Here is a 24590-nt window from a genome sequence, read left to right as displayed (position 1 = left end):
ATGGCCAAGCAGAAGCGCCTTTAGCCAGAATCTATAGGAAAGAGAGCCCGCCGCCCACCACCGTCGACGACAGGCCATTCGTTTCAGCGAGGAATCACCAGGGTCAGGCCCGGCCAGACCAGGTCGGGGTTCTCGAGCACGTGGCGGTTGGCCTCATGCAGCTCCTCCCAACGCTGGGGATTGCCATAGAAGCGCCCCGCGATGCTCGCCAGGGTATCACCGCGGCGCACCCGGTACAGGTTGGCGTCCAACCCGCGCGCCACCAGGCGCTGCTCGCGCCCGAGTTCATCGACCAGCTCGTCGATACTCTCTTCCAGCGCCTCATCACGTCCGCCAGCTCGCATGAGTTCCCCTCGCGTGGCACGAATCGCCCCCATCGTCACGCTGGCCGAGCGCAGGGCACCATCGAGGTCCAGCTCACCGCCCTCCTCGGCCGGCAGGCGGGCGCGCAACGCGGCAAGCTCTCGCTGGGCATCGCGCAGCTGTCGCTCACGCTCCTCCAGCTGTTCAGCAAGCGCAGCCGCATCCTGGCCGTCAGCTTCGGCGGCAACGTCTTCGGCGGATGCCTCTTCGGCCTGTTCGGCGGTGGCTTCCTCGGCCTCGTCATCCTGCTGGGCCAGGGTTGCCGTGCTGAAGGAAATCGCCAGCAGCCCCGCCGCCAGCAGGCCAAGGAGTGATGCAAGCCCCCCAGTGCGTTCTCGCAACAAGATGATAGCCTGTTTCATGACACAACCTCTCTGCGGTTATTGTTGGTGTGGACCGCAGCCCAACGAGGCCAGCGGTCATCAAGAGAAGTCGGGCGAGCACAAGGGCCTGCCCTGTGGCACAGTATGGCCAGTCAGGTACATTCATGCCTGCTTGCTAATCAACGCAGCGGTGTCATGACCCGTTACTTCATCCTCGGCAGGGCTGTCATGCTCCTGTCGCTGCAGCTCGGCTTGGAACTTGGCAGCGGTCACGGCATCATGTGCCCCCTGTGAATTCATCTGCCACTGGGGCTGCAATGAGACTTGTATTGCGCTATTTCTTTCGCGGCGTACGGCTGGTGCTGTCGCCGGTCATGCTGATCGCCGAAAAACTCTCCACGCCGCAAAGCATCGCGCGCCCCGCCGAGGAGCAAGCCCGCGTCGACGAGGGGTGCCGTCAGCTGGCGCTGTATCAGTTCCGCTCTTGCCCATTCTGCATCAAGGTGCGCAAGGAGATGGCCCGGCTGGGGCTGAAGATCGAGGTTCGCGACGCCCAACTCGACCCAGACCGTCGGCGGGAGCTGGAGGCAGGTGGCGGCAAGGTCAAGGTACCCTGCCTGCTCATCGCCCATGACGATGGCGGCGAAGAGTGGTTGTACGAGTCCGACGCCATCAATGCCTGGCTGCATCGTCGTTTCGGCCATAGCGATCAGGCGGCCTGACCGGTTTCGACGCAGAACAGCAGCGTATCGGCGAGCCGGCGAGCCTCGGTTTCTTTCAGGTACGGCAGGCTCTGGCGGCCGTTGGCCAGTTCGAGGTGCAGGGTGGCAACGCCGCGCCGGCGCTGCAACCAGCTCTGTTGGATGCTCAATGAAATGAGGTGGTGCATGGGAAAGATCCCGGTGCGCTGCCCCAGCACCCCGCGGCGAATGCGCAGGTAGCCTTCCTCCATGGCCCAGGCGGTGGCCATCCAACGCAGCTGGGCCAGCCCCGCGGATGCCAGCAGGACCAACCCGGCGAGCCCGCCCCATGCCGGCGCGGGCAGTTCCAGCGAAGCGAACAGGGCCAGTACCAGCGTCGCAGCCACCCCCAGCAACAGCGCATGCCGCAACAGCAGGACCCGCCGGTAGCTCGCATCCACCCGCTGCAGGGGACGTTCGGCGCCATACCCCGGCCACAAGCGGGCCGTCAGCTCGCCACCCTGCTTCCGGGTGAGACCCGGAACCACGAAGCGCCGCGACTCGGCGGCATCGCCGCCCAGTGCACCGAACTGATGGCAGACCAGGTAGCCACGCCCCAGCAAGCGGCCAAGGCCCGTCTGCACCCACTCCACTACCTGCAACCGTGCCAGGCTCAGCGCCTGTTCCTGGCGGTTGAACAAACCACTGACCTGCACCTGACGATCGCCTTCGTCATGCAGCACATAGCCATGGAAGCGCCACCAGGCGGCGAGAACGGCCAGCAATGCCAGCAGCGCCATGACCACCACGATGCCCAGGGGCACCGCGACCCAGAGTGAGGCAGGCAGCCAGGCGGCCAGGTCGAGCTGGGGCAGGCGGTCGTGCAGCCAACGCTCCAGCGGGCGCACCAGCGGTGAGAGCATCGCCGCGATCACATAGATCGAACGGCTGGCCAGGCCATGCAGAACGATGGCCCCGCAGGTAATGGCAAAGACCGGCTCACTGCCACGAGCAAGCAACCTGGTGCTGGTGTAGGCACCGGGCTGGCGGCTAAGGCCTGCTCCTGGCGGGTCGTCCTTCACGCGCAGGCGCTGGCCGAGGGCCTCGGCCCTGTCACGCCGGATACCGGGCAGCGCAATGCGCGACGCCTCCCCCGCCAGCGTTTCCACTTCCCACAGCACCAGCCGGAAGGGGCGCATGTAGGCCGGCTGGTGTATGGCAACGTGCTGCACGTGACGCGCCGCCACCTTGAACTCGCGATGTTCCAGCAAGCCCTTCTGCACGATCAGCACATCACCCTCGAAACGGTATCGAAAGCGTCGGTAATAGAGCAGGCTGACCAGTGCCGCCAAGCCCAGCAGCAAGACACCACCCAGCGCCAGCTCTCGCAACCCCACACGCTCGAGCAGCGCCAGACCTGCGCCAGCACCGAGTACGAGCGGCATGTGCTGACGCAACAGCGTGGCGGCACCGCTGAGCAACAGCAAGATCACCGCCCAGGGCGAAAGGCGCTGCCATTGCGCCAGATCGCTTGGCGTGCCGCCCGGCCGCATCTCTTGGCTCATGGCGCATCCCGCCCTGCCTGAGTTTCCGGCGTACTCTCCAGCTGCGCCAGCAAATGCTGGCGGATCGCCGCGGCACGCTCGGCCGTCAGACCTTCGAGCACCATGTCCGCCCCTCTTCCGCCTGCCGTGAAACAGGCCAGCCGTACCAAGCCAAAGGCCCGCTCGACCGGATTGCTCAGCGTCTCGACGTGCTGCAAGCGAACCAGCGGCAATACCTGAGTGCGCCGCACCAGAAGACCGCGACGATAGATCAGGTCATGCTGGCGCAGCCCATAGGCCCGCCGGCGCGCATCGCACCAGCCCACCAGCACGCTGATTACCCCCAGCGTTGCCACGCCGACGGGCAACCATGGCTGCCATACGGCGAGTTCTTCGTGAAGGAGGGGAAGAAAGAACGCCAGCAGGGCAAGAAACAGCCAATGCAAGGTGCGCAGCAGCGCTTGGCAGGGCGCCAGCCTCCACGATACGGGTTCGAGCGGAGCCTCCTCCAGCAGCGGTAGCCGCTGCGGGTCCAGCGAAGGATTGGAAAACGTCACAGAGGCTCCTTCTCCAGGTTCAACGGGGCGATTTCAGCCCTCTCTCACCGCCCGTTGGCTATGCTGATTAGGCGAGGACACACACCGCCGCAGGGAGGCGCATCACCAGCGAACGTCGGCCGCCGTGCCGAGGGAGACAGAGTCATGGCTATCCCGGCAACCCTTCGGGAATACTTGAGAGCCTGTGATATCGATTACGAGGAGGTCAAGCACACCCACGAAGTCAGCGCCAGCCGCCTCGCCCAGCAGTCGCATATCACCGGCGAGCAGCTTGCCAAGGCCGTCATGCTGCACAGCAGTTCAGGCTACCGGATCGCCGTTCTGCCCAGCACCTGCGATGCCGACCTCGACAGCCTGTCACAGCTGTTCGACGAGCCGGTCGAGCTGGCCACGGAAGACGAGATCGTCAGCCGCTTCCGCGACTGCGACCCCGGCGCCACCATCCCCGTTGGCCAGGCATATGGCCTACAGGTCTACGTCGATGACATGCTGCGCCACCAACCCGACATCTATTTCGATGCCGGCGATCACGAAACGCTGCTGCACATGAGCGGCAAGGAGTTCGAGAAGCTGATGGGCAACAGTCCGCACGGACAGTTCAGCCGCCACCACTGAGCGCGCCAGAAGCCGCCTGGCCGGCCTGTCCTGTCCGCTCGTCCTCCCTGCTGCCCCGGGTCTTGCCAGCGCAAGGCCCGTTTTTTACTACCGGCTGGCTCAGCGCTGGGCCATGGCCTCGAGTGTGTTCGCCAGCGCCACGGTGAGCCTGGCCATGGTGGCATAATCGAGGCGGTCATGAGTGTCGCTGGGGCCGTGATAGTAAGGGTTACGGAAATTGGCGGTGTCCGTCAGCATCATGGCGGGATACCCTTTCTCCCAGAACGCCCAATGGTCCGATCGGCGTATGTCGCCGAGCTGCGGTGGCGCCGCCAGTCCCTCGGAGGGAACCTCGGCGTGGCGGCGAAACGCGCCGATGGCACGGTGGACCAGGCGGCGCGACTCCAGATTGCTGACGAAGGCGAGAAAATTCCCCGTGTCGGGATAGAAGCGATCGAGCGGGAAGGGATAGGCCTGGCTGCCGGGCTCGTCGCTGAAGTAGCCAAGCATTTCCAGCGAGATCATGCCCATGATGTCCGTCCCCTCGGCCTTGGCCCGTCGGGCATAGAGCAGGCTGCCCATGGCCTCGCTGCCGAAAAACGGCATCTCCTCGTTGACGAACGCCACCAGGTGCAACGAACGGTCGAGTTCGGCGTCCTGCAAGAGATTCGCCAGTTCGATCAGCACCGCGACACCGGAGGCATTGTCATCGGCCCCCGGGGTGCCGCGCACCGTATCGTAGTGCGCGCCTACCACAAGCACTTCGTCTGCCAAACGCCCGCCAGACAGGACCACTTCGATGTTATGGAATGTCCAGCTGCCGGTCGGCACGGCCTGTCGCCGTGGGCGATGCCCAGCCGCTTGAAAGGAATGCTCGATGTAGTCCCCTGCGGCCTGCAGGGCTTCCGGTCGCCAATAGTGCCGCTCACCGATCTCCTCGGACAAGGCCCGCACGTGGTCGTGGAGACGTTCGCGCAGGGCCTCGCCCTCTTCCCCCAGCGGCGCTGGCTCACCGCGAAAGGACGTTCCCGGCATGTACAGCATCAGCCAGTACCCTCCCGCCAGTGCGACGCTGGCGAAAAGCGCAATCGCTCCCAGCCATGCCGGCAGGAGCGAACGCCTGCGCCTCACCGTTCGTACCTCTCAGCACCCCTGCCAAGGCTCTTCCACCCGTTTCTTCTACTTCCGTTCATCCTCTCCCCCTCTCCCTGGAGTCGCCTCGTTTCCCTGATCAAGATAGGTGGCTACTGCACCTTGCGCCTCTCGAGGTTGTAGCTGGGCGGCTCGGCCAGGCATACCCGATTGCGTCCGCCGGCCTTGGCCCGGTAGAGCGCTTCGTCGAGGCGCTTGTAGCACAGGGTATCCGGCTCGTCGGGCTCCAGCTCCGCGACGCTGAAGCTGCTGGTGAGACTGGCTGCCGGGGCGAAGTCCTCCTCCCCGACCGCCCGGCGCAAGCGTTCGGTCAGTGTCACGGCCCCGGCCAGGGGCGTGCCTGGCAGCAACAGCATGAACTCCTCGCCGCCCCAACGGGCCAGCACGTCCACCTCACGCAGCAGTGCGCTGCAGGTGCGCACCAGCTTGCGCAGCACCATGTCGCCGACGCTGTGGCCAAAGGTATCGTTGATGCGCTTGAAGTGATCGATATCGAACATGACCATGCTGACGGACCGGCCGTCGCGACGCGCTTCCTGCCGCTCGCGTTCCAGCAGGTCGATGAAGCGGTTGCGGTTGACCGCACCGGTCAGCGGGTCGTGGCCGGCATGGTACTCGAGCTCCGTTTGGTAGCGCTTGGCCTGGCTGATGTCGCGCATGATGGTGGCGATGCTCTCTATCTCTCCGTTTTCGTCACGGCGGGTGACGATCAGCTGCGAGACGGGAATCTCCCCACCGCGCCCCAGTACGGCGGTCTCCGCATACCAGTGGCCGTGCTCGATGGCATAAGGGATACCCTGCTCCTGGATCAGCCGGCGTGCCCAGAGCGGATGCGCCGCGGCCAGCGCGTCCGACAGCGCCTCGGGCAGAGCGCCCAGCAGCTCGCGCCCCGCCTTGTTGAGATAAACGACCCGACGCTCGGCATCGGCAATGGTGACGATATCCGGCGAGGCGTCGAGCAGATGCGTCAGCCTGTCCTGGTTGACCTGGGCGGCGTGGCGCGCCGTGACGTCTTCGACGATGCCGCTGAAATCCACGGTGCCATCCGCCGCGGTCTGGCGATGGACGGTGACCTCGGCATGGATGAGGCGTCCCTTGAGGCTACGCAGGCGCAAAGGCCGGCGGATCACGGCGCCATCGCGCTCGAGATCGGTCAGGAAATCCTCGATCTCCCTGGGACAGTCATAGAGCGAGGAGACCCGCGCGGTGAAAAGTGCCTGGTGTGAATCCGCCTCGAAGATGCGCAGCATGGCGGGGTTGGCGGCCGTGAAGTGCCCCTTGGGATCCGCCGTATGGCGATACACACCCACGGGCAGGTTGTGGAACAGCTCGTTATAGCCCTCGAGCTTGGCGCAGTAGCGCTTCTCGTCGGTAACATCGACGATGATCGAGTGCAGGTACTCGCGGCCGTCCAGGACCACCGGCCCCGAATAGACGTTGACGTCGCGAATCTCGCCGCTGGCCAGGCGATGGCGAAACTCGAAGAAGAGCTGCTGGCAGGACTCCGCCCTGGCCATGTTGGCACGCACCTCGTCGAAACTCTGACAATTGATGTCGGTAATGCTCAGCTGCCTGAGGGCATCGAGCGAATAGCCGTAGAAGGCCACGGCCGAGGCGTTGGCGTCGACGATACGCCCATCGGCGGGGTCGATCAGCAGCTTGATCGCCGGGTTGGTATTGAACATCTGCTTATAGAACGGCTGACGGCCCAGGCGGGATTCTTCCGCCAGTTGGACCAGCGTCAGCTGGCACGCGACCTGGCCTTGCCAGGTGGTACGGCGCAGCAACGCCTCGAAAGGCGGCTTGCCATCGCCTCCCTGGCACTCGACGCTGGTTTCGGCGAGTTCCGATTCTGCCAGGGCGGCCATACCCGCCTCGAGTGCCTGGCGATCGGCAGCGGATATGAGCTGCAGCAGAGCCTGGCTTTCTACTTTGCTGCCCAACCTGAAGTAGCGGCGAGCAGCGTCGTTGGCATAGTGCAACTGCCACCCCTGCTGAATCCCAACGACCAGCACAGGTAAGGGCAACGCATGGAGCAGTCGGCTCAGATCGTCGTCAGACGACGCCGTCGAGTTACCTTCGTTCACAGCCCGGCTCCCTTGCATGTTGACGCTTCGTCAGACCACAACAGGTCCAGGAATCTGGGACTAGCGTCTTATAATAGTCGTTATTTTTTATCGGCAGATACGGTCTGAGCTGAAATCAGGATTCGATCTACTACTTGAAGGTTAAGTCTTCTTGGCATGGATTAACAGATTTCTCGGCGTCAATTCGGCGGCACAGAACGTGGCGATCTCTACCATGTAGCCGGCCTCTTCCATCAGTGAAAGTCGATCCATTACCAGCCACATTTCCAATGGGCGACGAAACAGGTGACGGACCAGCTCCAGGCGCTTCACCTCGGCCTGTCGCTGCCAACCCGCCCGCTCATAGGGGGCCAGATCGAGTGAGCCCGGCAGGTCGAGCCCCTTTCTTTGCGCGGCCCAATGACAGAAGGCGTCAAAACGCTCGGGCATGCGGCCGTAGGCCAGGCTGGGTACCGGCAGGTAGCTGTCCTCGCCGCGCAGCTCGCGCTGCAACTCATCGAACCCCAGCCGCCAGGCGTTGGCCTGCTCGCGGCGGCGGCGCACGCCTCTTGGCGCGGTGACGGTTTCCTGTACCGCCAGGGCCAGGTCCTCGCGGTCGAGCCGCAGGGAGTGCTCACCTGACAGAAGCCGGCCGCGTTGCGATACGGGTCGATATGCCTCTTCCTGGGTACGGTGGTAACAGCATGGCGCCAGGGTAACGGTACTCCCGGCTGCCGCGGCGAGATCGAGTAGCCGCACATGCAGGTCGCCACAGGCATGCAGGGCGACGACATGGGTTTGCGAAGAGAGAAAACGGCCGGCTTCAACGGCCATGACGTCCTGCTGTTGCATGTCCACCGTGGCCTGCTGTGCTGTCGCCAGTCGCTGCCCCTCCTCGCACAGCGATGCCTGCCATTCCAGGGCGGTGACCTCAGCGGCATGGCAGCGGGCCAAGGCCCGGGCCAGATGCCCCTTGCCCGCGCACCAATCCAGCAGGCGGTCTTGCGGGTCCACCTGCAGGCAGTGGCAGAAAGCCTCGATCTGCTGCCATTTGCGGCCAGCCACATGGCGCCCCCAGCCCTGCGGCAATGACCAGGGCGCAGCGGCACGCGGCACCAGACGTACCAGTTCTGCCAACTCCTGCACTGGCAGCCAATTACGCAGCGGCGAGTCCTGCCAGGGGTTGGCCTGAAGGCGCGCCACCTGAGGATCGTCCAGTCCCAGCAGTACGTCAGCCAGTTCGCGGTAGGCCTCCCACCACGGCGGCCGACGATACATGAATGGCGCCGGGCGCCACAGCGGCTGCCACTCGGCCAGCAAGGACGTCAGGCGGGAAAAACGCGGCTCAGTATTCGATACGGGATGCTTCGGCACCGAATTCCACCGATATGCCAATGCCCTCGTCTTCGATGGCGTCTTCGCCCAATTCCTTCTGCAGGGCCAGGATCCCCTCCACTCTGCCCGCCACATGGGCCTTGCCCCCCTCCACATCGAAGGCATGCAGAGTCAGGCGCACCGTGGCATTGTCGGAGGTGAACACCGGCGGCATGACGGTAGCGCCGATGGGGTGCAGCACGTCGAACTCCGTCACTTCTCCCTCGACCAACGTGATGCTGAGCGAAAGCGAGTCTCGCACCCGCCAGTCATCCGGTTCGATGAAGCCGACCAGGTCGACCTGAACGTGGTCGCCAAGCTCGGTAAAGGTGGCATTGGAGTCGGCGCCCTGGCTCATGATGAACCACTCGCGCTCCTGCCCGTCCAGCAGGCCCGCCATGTTGCCGGTAATCTCGGGCTCCTCCAGCGGGCTGGCCACGGCGGGGATGGCCACTGCCAGCAGTGCCAACGGGCCGAGCCACATCCACAGCGCGTATTTGCCCTTCATGATTCCCCCCCTACCGTCGCTTCGGCTCGCCTGCAGCCGTACGGCGGCCATTCTCAAGGGCGCCTGGCTACCTGACAAGCCCCCATCGTTCATGCCACTCCGCCAGCCTCTCTTCCGGGTAGTGGTGGAACATCGGGTGGCCGCGTTGATTCGAACGTGCTTCTTCTTCACAGCGTAGCTGCTGTGGCGCCTGACAAGACTTGCCCGCAAGCAGGCCGTTACGTCGCGCCATGGCGAAATGGTATGGTCTTGGGCAGTCATTGCCCCAAGGACAAGACGATGATCGATCTCTGGACCTGGACCACCCCCAACGGACGCAAGGTTTCCATCCTGCTCGAGGAGCTGGGCCTGCCCTACCGCACCCACGCCGTGGATATCACCCAGGGCGAGCAGTACGAGCCGGACTTCCTCGCGGTCAGCCCCAACAACAAGATTCCCGCCATTCGCGATGACGACACCGGCATGGTGCTGATGGAGTCAGGGGCCATCCTGATCTACCTGGCCGAGAAGGCGGGGTACTTCCTGCCCACGGAGTTCAAGCAGCGCCATCGTACCCTGGAGTGGCTGATGTGGCAGATGGGAGGCCTGGGCCCCTTCCTCGGCCAGGCCCACCACTTTCTGCATTTCAATCCCGGCAAGGCGCCCTACGCCGAGGAGCGCTTCCACAACGAGGCCCAGCGCCTCTACGGTGTGCTTGATTCCCGCCTGGCCGAAAACGCCTACCTGGCCGGAGACGAGTACACCATTGCCGATATCGCCTGCTGGCCCTGGGTGTCGCGCTACGAGTGGCAGCGTATCGACCTGAACGACTATCCCAGCGTGAAGCGCTGGTATGTCGAGATCGCCAATCGCCCGGCGGTGCAGCGCGGCTACCACGTGCCAAAGAAGGTCAATGAGATCCCCTTGCCATGAGCCACGGTTCGCAGTCCGACAGGAATGATGCATCACCTCCCAGCATATTGGTGACCGGCTGTTCCAGCGGGATTGGCCATGCCGCGGCCCATGCCCTGGTACAGCGCGGCTGGCGTGTCTTCGCCACCGCCCGCCGCCAGGAGGATCTTGATCGGCTCCGCGAGGAGGGGCTCGAGGCGCTGCCACTGGAACTGGCTTCGAGCGCTTCCATTTCCGCCTGCGTGGAACAGTTGCTGCAACGCACCGGCGGGAGGCTCGACGCGCTGTTCAACAATGCTGCCTACGGCCAGCCGGGTGCGGTGGAGGATCTCTCCCGGGAGGTACTGCGCACCCAGTTGGAAGCCAACCTGCTCGGTACCCACGAACTCACCACACGGGTCATTCCGGTCATGCGCGAGCAGGGAAGCGGACGCATCGTGCAGAACAGCTCGGTGCTCGGTTTTGCCGCCCTGCCCTATCGCGGCGCCTACGTATGCTCCAAGTTCGCCCTGGAGGGCCTGACCGACACCCTGCGCCAGGAGCTACACGGCAGTGGCATCCATGTCAGCCTGATCGAGCCTGGCCCCATCGCCAGCCGCTTCCGTGACAACGCCTATCGCGCCTTCAAGGCCTATATCGACACCAACAACAGCTACCACCGCAACACCTACCGCGCGGTGGAAGCCCGGCTGGCGGGCAGCAAGGGCTCTTCAGGCGGACCCTTCACCCTGGGGCCCGACGCCGTGGTCGACAAGCTGATTCATGCCCTGGAGAGCCGACGGCCCAAACCGCGTTATCATGTCACCCTGCCCACCCATCTGTTCGGCGTGCTGAAGCGGTTGCTCTCCACGCGGGGCATGGACCGGGTGCTACTGGCATCGACGCGCGACGAACGCAAAACCTAGCCTGGTATTCGGTTAAAGAAAGGAGAAGAACTTGGGCCGACTCATTTCGCTGATCTTCATCGCCGCCCTGGCCTATGGCGGCCTCTACTTCTACTACGGCCATGTCGTCAGGCAGGCCATCGACGAGCAGCTCGAGGCACGAGGACTCACCGCCCTGGAGGTGCAGCGGATCGACTACCACCCGCTGGCTCCCCTCAGCACCGAGGCCACGATACGGGCGGAGGTCAGCTACCGCGGTGCCGATGCCACGGTGACCATTCGTCTGCAGGGCCACCCGATCTTCTCGGACGAGATGCGCATGGAACTCGACGGCCTGCAGAACCTGCGGCTGAGGTTCGGCGTAGGCGGGTAACGGACGAGGAAACGCCAGCATGGGCTTTCGGCGTCACGCGCCCTCCATGCTATGCTTCGCGTCCCTACAAGACACTCATTCAGGCGGCACGCACGCCAACCCTTTCATAGGAGCACGACATGGCCAGGGCAACTGCACGGCATATTCTGGTAGATAGCGAAGAGAAGTGTGAGGCCCTCAAGGCCGAGATCGAGGGCGGTCGCGATTTCGCCGAAGTGGCAAGCGAACATTCCTCCTGCCCTTCCGGCCGCCAGGGCGGCGACCTGGGCAGCTTCGGCCCGGGCCAGATGGTGCGCGAGTTCGACGAGGTGGTATTCTCCGCCGAGCTGAACAAGGTGCACGGCCCGGTGAAGACCCAGTTCGGCTATCATCTGCTGGAAATCACCAGCCGCAGCTAAGGCACGGCTCGCCTGGCGAGCATAGCCACCTGCAACCTGACTGGAAAGCCGCTCGTGCCTGGCACGGCGGCTTTCCTCGTCATGGTCTCTGCGTCAAGCACTGGCTCGCGCTAGGATAGGGGCAATGTCGATTCGCTCTTTCGGAAACAGGGATGCCGCATGACCCTCTCAGCCAACCCCGCACCGATCACCATGCCGGAACAGGGCAGCACCGCTGGTGGTAACGCCGACGCCGGCACGCCGGTCATCCAGGTAGAAAAGCTGTCGAAAGTCTACGGCGACGGTTTCCAGGCACTCAAGGAGATCGACCTGACCATTCGCCGCGGCGAAATCTTCGCCCTGCTAGGCCCCAACGGAGCCGGCAAGACTACGCTGATCAGCGTGATCTGCGGCCTGGTCAATGCCAGCGGCGGCAGCGTCAAGGTCGATGGCTTCGACAATGTGAGCCAATACCGCAGCGCCCGAGAGCGCATCGGCCTGGTGCCCCAGGAGTTGACCAACGAGGCCTTCACCACGGTATGGGATACGGTCAGTTTCAGCCGTGGGCTGTTCGGCAAGCCCAGTGACCCGGCGCACATCGAGAATGTGCTGCGCGCCCTGACCCTGTGGGACAAGCGCGACAACCGCCTGCTGGAACTTTCCGGTGGCATGAAGCGTCGTGTGCTCATCGCCAAGGCGCTGTCGCACAAGCCGCAAGTGCTGTTCCTCGACGAACCCACCGCCGGGGTCGACGTGGAGCTGCGCCGCGAGATGTGGGAAGTGGTGCGTGGCCTGCGCGACCAGGGCGTAACCATCATCCTCACCACCCACTATATCGAGGAAGCCGAGGAGATGGCCGATCGTATCGGCGTGATCCGCCGCGGTGAACTGGTGCTGGTGGAAGACAAGGCCACCCTGATGCAGCAGTTGGGGCGCAAGGAGCTGACGCTGCATCTGGCCTCCCCGCTGGAAGCCGTACCCGCCGCCTTGGCCGGCCACGAACTCTCCCTGGCCGAGGAGGGGCACGCACTGGTCTACACCTACGACGTCACCCGCCTGGACGAGGGTACCGGCATCGCCGGCCTGCTGGCGGACCTGGAGGCCACCGGCATTCGCGTCAAGGACCTGCATACCCGGCAGAGTTCGCTGGAGGAGATCTTCGTCAACCTGGTCAGGGAGAGCGCATGAACCTGCAGTCGGTCAAGACCATCTACCTGGCCGAGATGGCCCGCAGCCTGCGTACCGTTTTACAGAGCATCGTCTCGCCGGTGGTCTCCACCTCGCTCTACTTCGTCGTGTTCGGCGCGGCCATCGGCTCACGCATCAGCGAAGTCGATGGCGTGAGCTATGGGGCCTTCATCGTGCCCGGGCTGATCATGCTGATGTTGCTGACCCAAAGCGTCTCGACGGCCTCGTTCGGCATCTTCTTCCCACGCTTCTCGGGGACGATCTACGAGATTCTCTCGGCGCCGATCTCCTATTTCGAGATCGTGCTCGGCTACGTCGGCGCAGCGGCCACCAAATCGGTCATCCTGGGCCTGATCGTGCTCGGCACGGCGCGCCTGTTCGTGCCCTTCTCGATCCAGTACCCGCTGGTGATGCTGCTGTTCCTCGTCCTCACCGCGCTGACCTTCAGCCTGCTCGGCTTCATCATTGGCATCTGGGCCGATGGCTTCGAGAAGCTTCAACTGGTGCCACTGCTGATCGTCACCCCGCTGACCTTCCTCGGTGGCACCTTCTACTCCATCGACATGCTGCCGCCCTTCTGGCAGGCCGTGACCCTGCTCAATCCGGTGGTCTATCTCGTCAGCGGCTTCCGCTGGAGCTTCTACGGCACGGGTGACGTCAGCATCTGGGCCAGTCTGGCCATCATCACGCTGTTCCTCGGCGTTGCCCTGGCGGTGATCAACTGGATCTTCCGCACCGGCTACCGCCTCAAGCCGTGAGGGCGTAACGAGGCGTTTGGCGATTGGGCATAGTCACGGCTGGCACTCGCCAGCTTTCTTGGCCATCCTTTAGAGGTTACTTCTCGTTACAGAGTCAATGAAGAAAGGTAGGGAAGAGCCACAGGGCAAGATATAACCAAAAAGCTCCGCTGGTAGGCGTCACGCAACTCGGCGCCTCCTTTCAAGGGAACACGACATGACTGCTGGCAAGAACGAGGCTGGGGAGGGGGCTTCGCTCGACTGGCGCGACGAGTTCAACGACTCGGCGCTGGAGACCCTGTATCGTCGCACCATGCAGCTGCAGGACGCCCAGCAGTTGCGTTACGCACTGTGGATCATCGCAGGCATCTTTCTGCTGTTCGGTGTAGCGGACTATATCCTGCTCGGGGCGAGTGTCGAGCTTCTGGGCTTGTGGCTCATCCGTCTCGTCGTGGCGTTCAGTTGCCTGGCGTTGGCGCGCCTGGTTGGCCGCCATCCGTTCCAGGCGCATCTCCCCAAGCCGCTCAACCTGGTGTACTTCACCGCCATCACCGGTCTGCTGCTGTCCATCCTTTTGCATCCCGGCAGCGTGGGCCTGCATATCTCGAGCGTAGCGGTATCAAGCCTGGCCATCTATCTGCTGGTTCCCAACCGCCTGCCGTGGATACTGGCCTGGAACGGCTACCTGGCGGGCGGATTCGTCCTGGTAGCTGCACTGTGGAAGCCCCTCTCGCCCGGCATGCTGGTCAGCAGCATCCTGATACTCGCCTTCGCCAATCTAATGGGCTGGTTGACCTATAGCCGCCTCAATCGTCTGCAGCGCAAGCAGTTCGCCCTGCTGGTGGCGGAACGCGACGCCAACCGCAAGCTGCAAAAGGAGATCGAAGAGCGTCAGCTGCTGGAGGCACAGCTGCGACACATGGCCAGCACCGATCCGCTGACCGGCATTGCCAACCGGCGTCATTTCTTCGAGCTGGCGGGACGCGAATTCAGCCGGGCGCAACGAGAAGGCACTCCGTTGGCGATCTGCATGGTCGATATCGATCTGTTCAAGACCCTCAACGACCATCACGGTCATGCCGTTGGCGACCTCGTCCTGACCACCGTCGCCTCGTGCTGCGCCTCGATGCTACGCGACACGGACATCATCGGCCGTTACGGTGGCGAGGAGTTCGTCATCGCCCTGCCCCAGGCCGATCTCGAAACTGCCACCTTCATCGCCGAACGGTTGCGCCACAAGGTGACTTCGCTGCGTCTGCCGATGCTCGATGAAGACCTGCACCTTTCCGTCACGGTGGGCATCAGCCAGGTGGAACCCAATGAGGCGAGGCTCGAGCTGGCGCTGCAGCGCGCCGACGATGCGCTCTACGCAGGCAAGGCGCGCGGGCGCAACTGTGTAGTAGTGGCAGGCGAAAACCCTCCCTCGATAGTCGTCAGAGCCTGAGAGGCATCCGGTACATGGGTTGAACTGGCCCATGAGCCCGGTATGATTCGCCTTTCTGCTTTCCGGCACCGCTCTCCCGTGCCTTCTCGCAGCCTCCCTTCGCTTCGCAGGATCACAGGTCATGCCGATACAGCACTGCATCGTCCACGACATCGACAAGGCCGGAAGCGACCAGCCCGCCAGCCTGAGCCCCGCCACCACGGAGCTGGCGACCTCGGCGCTCATGGAAGATCTGCTCTCCCGCTTCCATGATGCTTATCATGCCAAGACCAAGGCTTGGGGCCACTTTCTCGGCGAAGACGATCTCGAAGCCGACTCGCTGCCCGCTTTCCCCCAGGTATTGGGGACGTACCTTGATGGAGGCAGCGATTTCGTCGCTTTCACGCGCGCCATCGCCGAACGGCTCCTGCCTTTGGTCGATGCACATCTATCGGTGTCCGGCCATTTACTGTGCGTCGATTACCGCCATGGCGAGACCCACTACCTGAGCCTGGCCCTGCTGCATCAGCGTGAGGGGTTCGGTGTGACCGAGTCGCTGCAGGTGGTCCCCGCCGCCCAGCTCAACCTGGCACGCATGAGCCTGGGCCTGCGCATCAACCTCACGCAGTGGCGCGAAGGCGCTGCTTCACGACACTACCTCTCCTGGATTCACGACCGCGGCGGCAAGAAACTCTCCGAGGACCTGGCCACCCTGCTGGGCGCCACCGAAGGCATCGACGCCACCGGCGAGACCCGCGCCCTGCTCAAGGCCTTCAGCGATTACGTGGAGCAGGAAGACATGCCCGAAGAACAGAGCCGCGAGAAGACCGAGGCACTGATCGACTACGCCAACGAGCAGGCCAGCCGCGGCGAGCCGATTACCCTGGAGGAACTCTCCGAGCTGCTCGACGAGCAGCAGCCGAAGGCCTTCTACGATCATATCCGCAACGCCGACTATGGCCTTTCCCCCGAGATCCCGCCCGACAAGCGCACCCTACGCCAGTTCCGTCGATTCACCGGCCGTGCCGGTGGCGTTTCGATCAGCTTCGACTCCCACCTGCTGGGCTCCAGCATCGAGTACGACGAGAGCCAGGATCGCTTGATCATCAAACAGGTACCCAAGCAGTTGAAGGAGCAGCTCAAGCAGCGCAAGGAGTAACGTGCCGCGTCACTCGATGCCGAAGGCTGCCTCCACGTTGGTCAGCCATTCGCGCAGCACCTGCTGGCCACGCTGCTTCAGGTTCGCGCCATGGCGCAGGGACTGTTCGCGCAGCTCGACCGGGTCGACTCCCGCCATGGCCAGCTCGGCGGCATGACCGATCAGCCAGGGTTCGATCCTGGCCGGATCCACCTCGAGATGGAACTGCAGGCCAAGCACCTGATCGCCCAAGGCAAAGGCCTGGTGAGAGCAGGGATGGCTGTAGGCCAGGCGCGTGGCACCGGGAGGTGTCTCGAACATGTCGCCATGCCAGTGCAGCACCACGTCAGGGTTGCCGATGTGCCTAAGCGGCCCCTCCTGGCCTTCACGGGTCAGGTAGACGTCGGAAAAGCCGATCTCCTTTTCCGGCATGGGGAACACCCGGCCTCCCATCGCCCGGGCGATCAGCTGGGCACCGAGGCAGATACCGAGCAGCGGGCGCCCCGCATCGAGCCGATGGCGAATGGCGTCCAGTTCGGCACCGAGAAAGGGGTAGAGCGCATCGTCATTGGCGCTGATCGGCGCCCCCAGGACCACCATCAGCTCGGGACTGGCAACGTCCAGCGCCTCGAGGGCATCCGGCCCCAGCAGGCCCGGGTCGAGATAGCGCACCCGGTAACCGAACTCTTCGAGCATCGGCTCGAAGATACCCAGGTCCTCGAAGCCGACATGGCGAATGGCAACGACACTCTTCATGCGAAAGAAACTCCTTTTCCCTTGCTGACGGTACGGCAAGCGACTGGAGCAGAAGCCAGTGCCTGCCTCTCTTTCTTGTACTGAGAATGGCACAAGGCGACAAGTCGCGTTTGCCGTGACGGCGAAAACCCGACTAGCTTGAGTGTGCAGCAGCGCGATGCGCTTCAACGGAGTCGTGAGGAGGGAGCCCCGGTCATGGAGGACAAGGAAGTGGCAACCCAGGAGAAACCGCTGGTCGTCATCACGGGGGCCTCGGGTGGCGTGGGAACGGCGCTGACCCAGAGCCTCAAGGATGACTATCTCATCATCGGCCTGGACAGAAGCACCGGTGAAGAGGCTCATGAGAGCTACGAATTCGACCTGACGGACGTCGGCTCCATCAAGGCGGTAATGGACAAGATCACCGAACGGCACGGACGCGATATCGCCGCGGTGGTCCATCTAGCCGCCTACTTCGACTTCACCGGCGAGGAGTCGCCGCTCTACGAGAAGGTCAACGAACAGGGCACCAGGAACTTGCTCGAAGCGCTCGAGGGCATGAACGTCGAACGCTTCATCTACTCCAGCACCATGCTGGTCCACGAGCCCCAGGTGCCGGGCCACCGGGTCAGCGAAGAGACACCGATCGGCCCGACCTGGCCCTATCCGCAATCCAAGGCCAAGACCGAGGCGGTGATCCGTGAACACGCCACCATGCCCTACACCCTGCTGCGGCTGGCCGGCATGTACGACGAGAAGACCAGCGTGCCCACGCTGTCGCACCAGATCGCACGCATCTACGAGCATACCTTCAAGAGCCACTTCTACTCGGGCAATACCAACGCCGGCCAGGCCTGTGTGCACAAGGAAGACATGATCGATGCCTTCCGCCGTACCATCGACCGTCGTCATGAGCTGCCAGAGCGCAACGAGATTCTCATCGGCGAGGAGCATGCCGTCAGCTACGAGGCCCTGCAGAACCGACTCGGTGAGCTGATCCACGGCAAGAAGAAGTGGAAGACCGTGGTGATGCCCAAGCCGCTGGCCAAGACCGGCGCGCTGCTCGAGGAGAAGAGCGAGCCGCTGGTGCCGGACGATTTCGACAAGGGCGAGAAGCCCTTCATCCGGCCGTTCATGATCGACATGGCCGATGACCACTACGAACTCGACATTCGTCGCGCACGGGAACAGCTCGGCTGGGAGCCGCGCCATGACGTCTTCGAAGTGCTCGAAGACATGGTCGACAACCTGCTCGCAGACCCTCACGGCTGGTACGAAGCGAATGGCATCACCCCACCCGACTGGATCGAAGAGGCCGAAGAGAAGGGCGTCAACGCCGAACAGGTGCTGGAGAGTTACGAGGCCCATGCCCAGCGCGAGCACTACCGCTTCCTGTGGGCACACTTCTTCAACGTCGGCCTGGGCGCCTGGCTGGTGGCCTCTCCTGCCACGCTGGGCTATGACGGCGCCATGGCCTACAGCGACATGGCCTCGGGTCTGCTGCTGGCGCTGTTCGGCGCCCTCTCGCTGTCGCTGAAGCTGAGCTGGGCACGCTTCGCCTGCGCTGCCGTAGGCCTTTGGGTGCTGTTCGCCCCGCTGGTGTTCTGGAGCGAAAGCGCGGCGGCCTACCTCAACGGCACCCTGGTCGGCACCCTGGCCATCGGCTTCGCGGCCCTGGTGCGACCGGCACCGGGCGTGTCGCCCGCGGCGGCGATGACCGGCCCCACCATGCCGCCCGGCTGGAACAACAACCCCTCGAGCTGGTTCCAGCGCATGCCAATCATCGTGCTGGCCTTCGTCGGCTTCTTCGTCTCGCGCTACCTCGCCGCCTACCAGCTTGGCCATATCGACGCGGTGTGGGACCCCTTCTTTGCCGGTACTCGCGACGGGCTCAACGGCACCGAGGACATCATCACCTCGGAGGCGTCCGAGGCCTGGCCGGTGCCCGATGCCGGCCTCGGCGGCATCGTCTACATGCTGGAGATCCTGCTCGGTTTCATCGGCGCGGCCAACCGCTGGCGCACCATGCCTTGGGTCGTCGCCTCGTTCGGCGTGCTGATCGTGCCGCTCGGCGTGGTCTCGGTGACCTTCATCATCATCCAGCCGATCCTGATCGGCACCTGGTGCACCCTGTGCCTGATCCAGGCCGGCGCGATGCTGCTGCAGATCGCCTACGCCTTCAACGAATTCGTCGCCACCGGCGAGTTCCTCAAGCGGCGCCACAAGGCCGGCGCCCCGGTACTCAAGATCTTCTTCACCGGCGACACCGACGAAGGCCCCAACGAGTCGCCGGACGAGGATTTTCAGCGCAAGCCGTCCACGATCATGGGCGACGCACTCGGCACCGGCGTAAACCTACCGTGGAACCTGGCACTGTGCATCCTGATCGGCGCCTGGCTGATGCTGACGCGCATCACTTTCGGCGCCGAAGGCACCCTGGCCAACTGGGACCACCTGATCGGCGCACTGATCATCACCGTGGGTATCGTCGCCATGGCCGAGTCGGCACGCCCGGTGCGGTGGTTGCTGATCCCACTGGCGGCCATGCTGTTGTTCACCCCCTTCCTGCATGGGGCCGACATGCTGGCCACCGTCAACAGCCTGGCCTGCGGGGCGGCGGTCATAGCGCTCAGTCTGCGTCGCGGGCCGATTCGCGGCGAGTACGGCAGCTGGAGCCGGCTACTGGGCTGAGAGAACCGGACAAGGCACCTCATTGAGGCGCCTTGTCCGCTCATGCACTCCCGCCGTGGCGCTGTTATCGTGTCTGCATGCCTGCCTTGAGCGACAACCCTGCCATGACCTCACGCCCCGACCCTCGGGTACTGCTACGCCTGCTGAAGTTGCTGGCGCCCTATCGAAGCCGACTGGCCATGGCCGCCCTGGCGCTGCTGGTGGCATCCGCAAGCGTGCTGCTGCTGGGCCAAGGGTTGCGCCTGGTGATCGACCAGGGCTTCCTGGCCGGGGACGGCACTCGTCTCAACCAGACCCTGGCCGCCATGCTCGGCGTGGTCAGCGTGCTCGCCGGTGCCTCGGCACTACGCTACTACCAGGTGAGCTGGATCGGCGAACGCCTGGCTGCCGACTTGCGCCGACAGGTCTTCGATCACCTGCTCGAACTCGAGCCGGCGTTCTTCGAGAGTGCCGCCCATCGCGACCACGGCGCCGCCGAAATCGCTTCGCGACTGACCGCCGACACCAGCGTACTGCAAACCCTGTTCGGTTCCTCGATCTCGCTGGCACTGCGCAATCTGGTGATGCTGCTGGGTGCCATGACGCTGATGCTCGTTACCCAGCCGTGGCTCTCGGCACTGGTGCTGATCGGCATACCCGCCACGGTGCTGCCGATCCTGTGGTTCGGCCGCCGGGTGCGGAAACTCTCCCGCCACAGCCAGGACCGCGTGGCCGAGCTGGGACGCTATGCGAACGAGGCCCTGGACGGCATTCGTACGGTACAGGCTTTCACTCACGAAGTGATCGATCGGCGCGACTATGGCGAACGTGTCGAGCAGGCCTTCAGCACCGCCGTGGTACGTTCGCGACAGCGCGCCTGGCTCACCGGTGCGGCGATGCTGGCAGTCTTTGCCGCTGTGGGCCTGATGCTATGGCAAGGCGGCCAGGCGGTGCTGGCCGGCGACATGAGCGCAGGCGAACTTTCCGCCTTCGTCTTCTACGCGGTACTGGCGGCGGGTGCCGTGGCCACCCTGGCCGAGGTCGCCGGCGACGTGCAGCGCGCCGCCGGGGCCGCCGAGCGCTTGCTCGAGCTGCTCGACGCAGAACCCGGCATCCGCCCACCGACTCGCCCGACACCCCTGCCCTCCTCGCTACGCGGTGAGATCCGCCTGGAGGGTGTGAGCTTCGCCTACCCCGGGCGCACGATACCGGCACTCGAGTCACTCGACCTGTGGATTCGCCCCGGCGAGCGCGTTGCCCTGGTCGGCCCTTCCGGCGCCGGCAAGAGCACCTTGCTGGGGCTGCTGCTGCGCTTTCATGACCCCGACCGAGGCCGCCTGACGCTGGATGGTATCGACCTGCGTGATCTCGACCCCAAGGCACTACGTGCCTGCATGGGCCTGGTGGCCCAGGAGCCGATACTGTTCACCGGCACGGTGGCCGACAACCTGCGCTACGGCAAGCCCGACGCCACCCTCGACGAGCTGCGTGGCGCCACCCGCGATGCCAATGCCCTGGACTTTGTCGAGGCTCTGCCGCGCGGCTTCGACACTCAGCTCGGCCCCGGCGGCGTGCAGCTCTCCGGCGGCCAGCGCCAGCGCCTGGCGATTGCCCGCGCGCTGCTCAAGGACCCCCGCGTACTGCTGCTCGACGAAGCCACCAGTGCGCTCGACGCCGAGAGCGAGCGCCTGGTGCAGCAGGCGCTGGACCGGCTGATGGCCGGCCGCACCAGCCTGGTAATCGCCCACCGGCTGGCCACGGTGACCGCCGCCAACCGCCTGCTGGTGTTCGACGAGGGGCAACTGGTGGCCGCCGGCCACCACACCGAGCTGCTCGAGCAGAGCCCGCTCTACCGTCACCTGGCGGAGCTGCAATTCGGCCGGCACCACCCCACCCCCTAGATGGTGTTGCGCAGCCCCAGTTCGTAAGGGTGCGGGTCGAGGTAGGTCTGCTGGCGGATGTAATCCGAGCCGTGGCGCTTCACGTAGTGGTTGAGCAGGCGCACCGGCACCGCCAAGTGCACATGGCCCAGGCGGTACTCCTCTATCGACTGGAGCAGGTCCTGCTTGACCTCGCTGTCCAGCGCCTGCTTCAGGTAGCCCAACACATGCATCAGCGCATTGGTATGGGTCTTGCGCGTGGCAGGGCGCGATAACGCCACCATGAAGCGCCGCAGGTAGGAGGACTTCACCTCCTCCAGCGGCAAGGCATGGGCCTCGCTGCCCAGGTAACGCCCCAATTCGCGGTAGGCTGCCACGTGGTGTGCCATCAACAGGTACTTCTGGCGGCTATGGAACCGGATCAGCGCATGGAACTCCACTGCATCCTCGACATGGCGCTTCCAGTCGTCGAAGGCGAACACCCTTGTGATGAAGTTCTCGCGCAGCACGGCATCGTTCATGCGCGCTTCTTCTTCCAGCGGCAGCTCGGGGAAGTGCTCGCGCAGCACCCGCACGAAAAGACCCGAATCGGCATGGCTGGGCATGCCGTTGGCGTGGTAGACCTTGACCCGCTCGAGCCCGCAGCTCGGCGAGCCCTTCATCAGGATGAAGCCGCGCAGGTGCCGGTGGCGAGCGACGAACGCCTCGCCAACCTCTTGCAGCCGCTCGGTGACGTCGAGGCTCGGGTCGACCGTGCCCTTCACCCGCGGCGGCTCGTCAGGCGCACCGACCAGGCGAATCGGCTCCCGCGGCACGCCCAGGCCCGCCTCGAGTTCCGGGCAGAAGGGTTCGAAGGCGAAGCACTCCTGCAGCACCTCCAGGCAGTATCGGGAGCGCTTGTGCCCACCGTTGTAACGCACCTGCTCGCCCATCAGACAGGCACTGATGCCCACCGGTATCGATTTCGAGAACGATATCGTTTCAACCAAGGCAAAGCTCCCTTCCGGCTCTCCGCCCCATCGTCACCCCTCTACCGTTCCCGGGCAAGAGGGCCGCAGAGCTAGAAGGCCTCCCATTCGGGTTCGGAGGTTTTCTCCTTTCGCTGCGAAATTGCCTTGGGCTTGGGCCTCGTTGCGGCCGGTGCCGGCAACTGCGTTTGGCCGTCGTTCCAAGGCTGCGCCGCCGGTGCTTCCCCGCCAAGCACAAAGGTGTTGATCAGGCGAGTCAGCTTTTCCGCCTGGCTACGCATGGCTTCAGCCGTATCGGTGTTGTGGCCCACCATTGCCGCGTTCTGCTGCGTCATCGCATCCATCTGGCTGACCGCCGTATTGACCTCATGGATGCCGATACTCTGCTCGCGCGAGCCGGCGCTGATCTCGGCGATGACCTCGTTCACCTTGGCGATGCTGGCAAAGATCTCCTGCATGGTGACGCCGGCCCGATGAACGATGTCGGAGCCCTGCCGGGTTCGCGTCATCGATTCGTCGATCAGCCCCTTGATCTCACGGGCCGCATCGGCCGAACGCTGCGCCAGGGAGCGTACTTCCTGGGCCACCACGGCAAATCCCCGCCCATGCTCGCCAGCCCTGGCAGCCTCGACGGAAGCATTGAGCGCCAGGATATTGGTCTGGAAGGCGATGCCGTCGATGAGCGAGACGATCTCGCCGATCTGGGTCGAGGATGCACTGATCTGCTCCATGGTCTCCTCGACCTGCTGCATCGACTCCTTGCCCTGCCGTGCCACTTCACCGCTGCCACGCACCAGCTGATCCGCCTGCTGGGTATGTTCGGCGTTGTGCTGCACCGTGGAGGTGATCTGCTCCATGGCCGACGAGGTCTGCTGCAGGCTGGCCGCCGCCTGTTCGGTGCGCGAGGCCAGCTCATCGCTGCTCCGGGCGATGCTCAGGGAGGCCGCATAGACGCCGTTGGCACCCTCTTTGACTTCACGCAGCGTTACCTGAATGCGCGCCAGAAAACCATTGAACTGCCGAGCAAGGTCTCCGATCTCGTCCCGGCTGGTAACGGTCAAGCGCCGGGTAAGGTCACCATGCCCCTCTGCCACACCTTGGGCGATCTCGTTCATATCGCTGGCAGTGCGACGAATCTGGCGGACCGTGCGACGCGTGATCCAGATGGCGAACAAGGTTATGGTCAGGTTGATGGCCGAAGCAATGAACCACAGCCGGACCAGGGTATCGACAAGGTTCTGCCTGGCCGCCTGCTCGATCACAGCCATGGCAGCATCCACACCCGTGGCATAAACGCCGGCACCGATCACCCAGTTCCACTCGGGAATGGCCACGACATAGGAGTACTTGGGCTCCACCTCGCCATTTGCCGGATTGGGCCACTCGTACTCGTAGGCCCCTTCTCCACGGCGCGCGATGTCAATCATGTCACGGATCAACGGCTTGCCGTTGGGGTCCTGAGCGCCCAGCATGTTGCGCCCTTCCTGTTCGGGCACTGCCGGTTGGACCAGCATGGTGCCCTGGTAATCGAAGACGAAGACGTAGTTGTCCTGCTCGAAGCGCAGGTCTCGCAGCAGCTCGATCGCCGCCTGCCGTGCCGCTTCGGTATCACCGACGTTGTCTGCCACACTCTCGGTCAGCGTCCTTGCCATGCTGACGATACTCTCGACCTCATGGCGTCGAGACTCGAGCATCAGCTCGCGCTGTTGCTCCAACTGAGAACGATTGGAGTCGATACGCTCGAGGCCTTCAAGAACCAACAGGCACGAAGAAGATACGATCAGTGGTACCAGAACCAAAAGCAGGATCTTGTTCTGCAGGTTTGGCGACAACAGTCGCTTGAGGCTGGCGAGCCTGCCTCCCTTGGTCGTTTGCATTGTCATGGCTGGGCCGTTTTCGCTATGAGTAGGCGTCCTCATGAAGCCCTAATCCTGCCTGCCGCGCCAGTCGTTCTAAGACCATCGAATGCCGGCTTTTCACCTGTCGTTGACTTGCGTCAACCTATCGCGTCCACAGCGCCTTCCAGCCCCAACCATCCCTGCGCACCCAGGCCAACCACATACGCAGGCTCTCCAGCGCTTCGAGGTACTGGCAAGCGTTTCGTTAGCTTCATCATGCTATGCCGGCCCCAAATGCAAGGAGAATCGAATCGAGTAAAGCGACTT

22 protein-coding genes are annotated in these 24590 nt (G+C 64.1%); 12 read left to right on the top strand and 10 right to left on the bottom strand.

The genetic code is table 11. The annotated features are described in order from the left end of the window. Positions 1-83: 83 nt before the first annotated feature. Positions 84-725 carry a LysM peptidoglycan-binding domain-containing protein gene (locus ACUY1T_RS17020; RefSeq protein ID WP_446024764.1) on the bottom strand — a complete coding sequence of 214 codons (642 nt, stop codon included), beginning with the start codon at positions 723-725 and terminating at the stop codon, positions 84-86. Between the two features lie 278 nt (positions 726-1003). Here ACUY1T_RS17020 and ACUY1T_RS17015 point away from each other — a divergent pair, with 278 nt between their 5' ends. Further along, positions 1004-1408: a glutaredoxin family protein gene (locus ACUY1T_RS17015; protein WP_446024763.1), complete on the top strand. Its 405-nt coding sequence runs from the start codon at positions 1004-1006 to the stop codon at positions 1406-1408. On the opposite strand, the gene ACUY1T_RS17010 is transcribed toward ACUY1T_RS17015, so the two are convergent. Both ACUY1T_RS17010 and ACUY1T_RS17005 read right to left on the bottom strand, forming a co-directional pair. Continuing rightward, on the bottom strand, positions 1396-2931 hold the full coding sequence (locus ACUY1T_RS17010) for a PH domain-containing protein (protein ID WP_446024762.1): 1536 nt from the start codon (positions 2929-2931) through the stop codon (positions 1396-1398). The two genes, ACUY1T_RS17015 and ACUY1T_RS17010, sit on opposite strands and share 13 nt — an antisense overlap. After that, positions 2928-3467 carry a PH domain-containing protein gene (locus ACUY1T_RS17005; RefSeq protein WP_446024761.1) on the bottom strand — a complete coding sequence of 180 codons (540 nt, stop codon included), beginning with the start codon at positions 3465-3467 and terminating at the stop codon, positions 2928-2930. The genes ACUY1T_RS17010 and ACUY1T_RS17005 overlap by 4 nt, the downstream gene beginning before the upstream one ends. A 144-nt stretch (positions 3468-3611) precedes the next feature. Here ACUY1T_RS17005 and ACUY1T_RS17000 point away from each other — a divergent pair, with 144 nt between their 5' ends. Beyond that, positions 3612-4082: an aminoacyl-tRNA deacylase gene (locus tag ACUY1T_RS17000; RefSeq protein WP_446024760.1), complete on the top strand. Its 471-nt coding sequence runs from the start codon at positions 3612-3614 to the stop codon at positions 4080-4082. Between the two features lie 99 nt (positions 4083-4181). Here the strand turns inward: ACUY1T_RS17000 and ACUY1T_RS16995 are convergent, their stop codons facing one another. The 4 genes from ACUY1T_RS16995 to ACUY1T_RS16980 all read right to left on the bottom strand — a co-directional run bounded on the left by ACUY1T_RS16995 (position 4182) and on the right by ACUY1T_RS16980 (position 9161). Then, positions 4182-5192 carry a M28 family peptidase gene (locus ACUY1T_RS16995; protein WP_446024759.1) on the bottom strand — a complete coding sequence of 337 codons (1011 nt, stop codon included), beginning with the start codon at positions 5190-5192 and terminating at the stop codon, positions 4182-4184. A gap of 113 nt (positions 5193-5305) precedes the next feature. Beyond that, the gene (locus ACUY1T_RS16990) at positions 5306-7300 is read right to left on the bottom strand and encodes a diguanylate cyclase (RefSeq protein WP_446024758.1); all 1995 of its coding nucleotides are present in this window, start codon (positions 7298-7300) and stop codon (positions 5306-5308) included. Between the two features lie 141 nt (positions 7301-7441). Then, entirely contained in the window at positions 7442-8653 is a 1212-nt protein-coding gene (locus tag ACUY1T_RS16985; protein ID WP_446024757.1) for a methyltransferase, read from the bottom strand. Continuing rightward, positions 8625-9161 (bottom strand): hypothetical protein, encoded by a 537-nt coding sequence (locus tag ACUY1T_RS16980; protein WP_446024756.1) that lies wholly within the window; start codon positions 9159-9161, stop codon positions 8625-8627. The genes ACUY1T_RS16985 and ACUY1T_RS16980 overlap by 29 nt, the downstream gene beginning before the upstream one ends. A gap of 279 nt (positions 9162-9440) precedes the next feature. Between ACUY1T_RS16980 and ACUY1T_RS16975 the strand changes: the two genes are divergently transcribed. The 8 genes from ACUY1T_RS16975 (at position 9441) to yejK (ending at position 16193) form a co-directional block, all read left to right on the top strand. Beyond that, the gene (locus ACUY1T_RS16975; RefSeq protein WP_446024755.1) at positions 9441-10073 is read left to right on the top strand and encodes a glutathione S-transferase N-terminal domain-containing protein; all 633 of its coding nucleotides are present in this window, start codon (positions 9441-9443) and stop codon (positions 10071-10073) included. Then, entirely contained in the window at positions 10070-10957 is an 888-nt protein-coding gene (locus tag ACUY1T_RS16970; RefSeq protein WP_446024754.1) for an SDR family oxidoreductase, read from the top strand. The genes ACUY1T_RS16975 and ACUY1T_RS16970 overlap by 4 nt, the downstream gene beginning before the upstream one ends. A 31-nt stretch (positions 10958-10988) precedes the next feature. Continuing rightward, the gene (locus ACUY1T_RS16965) at positions 10989-11309 is read left to right on the top strand and encodes a hypothetical protein (RefSeq protein WP_446024753.1); all 321 of its coding nucleotides are present in this window, start codon (positions 10989-10991) and stop codon (positions 11307-11309) included. Positions 11310-11428: 119 nt separating this feature from the next. Beyond that, the gene (locus tag ACUY1T_RS16960; RefSeq protein ID WP_446024752.1) at positions 11429-11707 is read left to right on the top strand and encodes a peptidylprolyl isomerase; all 279 of its coding nucleotides are present in this window, start codon (positions 11429-11431) and stop codon (positions 11705-11707) included. A gap of 192 nt (positions 11708-11899) precedes the next feature. Beyond that, complete coding sequence (locus tag ACUY1T_RS16955) at positions 11900-12874, top strand: ABC transporter ATP-binding protein (RefSeq protein ID WP_446024842.1); 975 nt, start codon at positions 11900-11902, stop codon at positions 12872-12874. Beyond that, entirely contained in the window at positions 12871-13632 is a 762-nt protein-coding gene (locus ACUY1T_RS16950) for an ABC transporter permease (protein WP_446024751.1), read from the top strand. Before ACUY1T_RS16955 ends, ACUY1T_RS16950 begins: the two co-directional genes overlap by 4 nt. 196 nt (positions 13633-13828) lie before the next feature. Further along, positions 13829-15055 (top strand): GGDEF domain-containing protein, encoded by a 1227-nt coding sequence (locus tag ACUY1T_RS16945; RefSeq protein ID WP_446024750.1) that lies wholly within the window; start codon positions 13829-13831, stop codon positions 15053-15055. Positions 15056-15176: 121 nt separating this feature from the next. Next, positions 15177-16193: a nucleoid-associated protein YejK gene (gene yejK / locus ACUY1T_RS16940; protein WP_446024749.1), complete on the top strand. Its 1017-nt coding sequence runs from the start codon at positions 15177-15179 to the stop codon at positions 16191-16193. A 9-nt stretch (positions 16194-16202) separates the two neighbouring features. Here the strand turns inward: yejK and ACUY1T_RS16935 are convergent, their stop codons facing one another. Then, positions 16203-16928 (bottom strand): glutamine amidotransferase, encoded by a 726-nt coding sequence (locus tag ACUY1T_RS16935; protein ID WP_446024748.1) that lies wholly within the window; start codon positions 16926-16928, stop codon positions 16203-16205. 195 nt (positions 16929-17123) lie between these two features. Here ACUY1T_RS16935 and ACUY1T_RS16930 point away from each other — a divergent pair, with 195 nt between their 5' ends. Continuing rightward, positions 17124-19598 carry a vitamin K epoxide reductase family protein gene (locus tag ACUY1T_RS16930; RefSeq protein ID WP_446024747.1) on the top strand — a complete coding sequence of 825 codons (2475 nt, stop codon included), beginning with the start codon at positions 17124-17126 and terminating at the stop codon, positions 19596-19598. A gap of 104 nt (positions 19599-19702) precedes the next feature. Then, positions 19703-21478, top strand: coding sequence for an ABC transporter transmembrane domain-containing protein (locus tag ACUY1T_RS16925; RefSeq protein WP_446024841.1), 1776 nt, complete (start codon positions 19703-19705; stop codon positions 21476-21478). Here ACUY1T_RS16925 and ACUY1T_RS16920 read toward each other — a convergent pair. Both ACUY1T_RS16920 and ACUY1T_RS16915 read right to left on the bottom strand, forming a co-directional pair. Continuing rightward, a complete protein-coding gene (locus tag ACUY1T_RS16920) occupies positions 21475-22446 on the bottom strand; it encodes a YbgA family protein (protein WP_446024746.1) in 972 nt (323 codons plus the stop codon). The two genes, ACUY1T_RS16925 and ACUY1T_RS16920, sit on opposite strands and share 4 nt — an antisense overlap. A 71-nt stretch (positions 22447-22517) precedes the next feature. Next, positions 22518-24308 carry a methyl-accepting chemotaxis protein gene (locus tag ACUY1T_RS16915; RefSeq protein ID WP_446024745.1) on the bottom strand — a complete coding sequence of 597 codons (1791 nt, stop codon included), beginning with the start codon at positions 24306-24308 and terminating at the stop codon, positions 22518-22520. Between the last annotated feature and the right edge of the window lie 282 nt (positions 24309-24590).

Source organism: Billgrantia sp. Q4P2 (assembly GCF_052806135.1).
The sequence above is the reverse complement of the archived record's forward strand: the minus strand, read 5'-3'. Positions and strand labels throughout refer to the sequence as shown.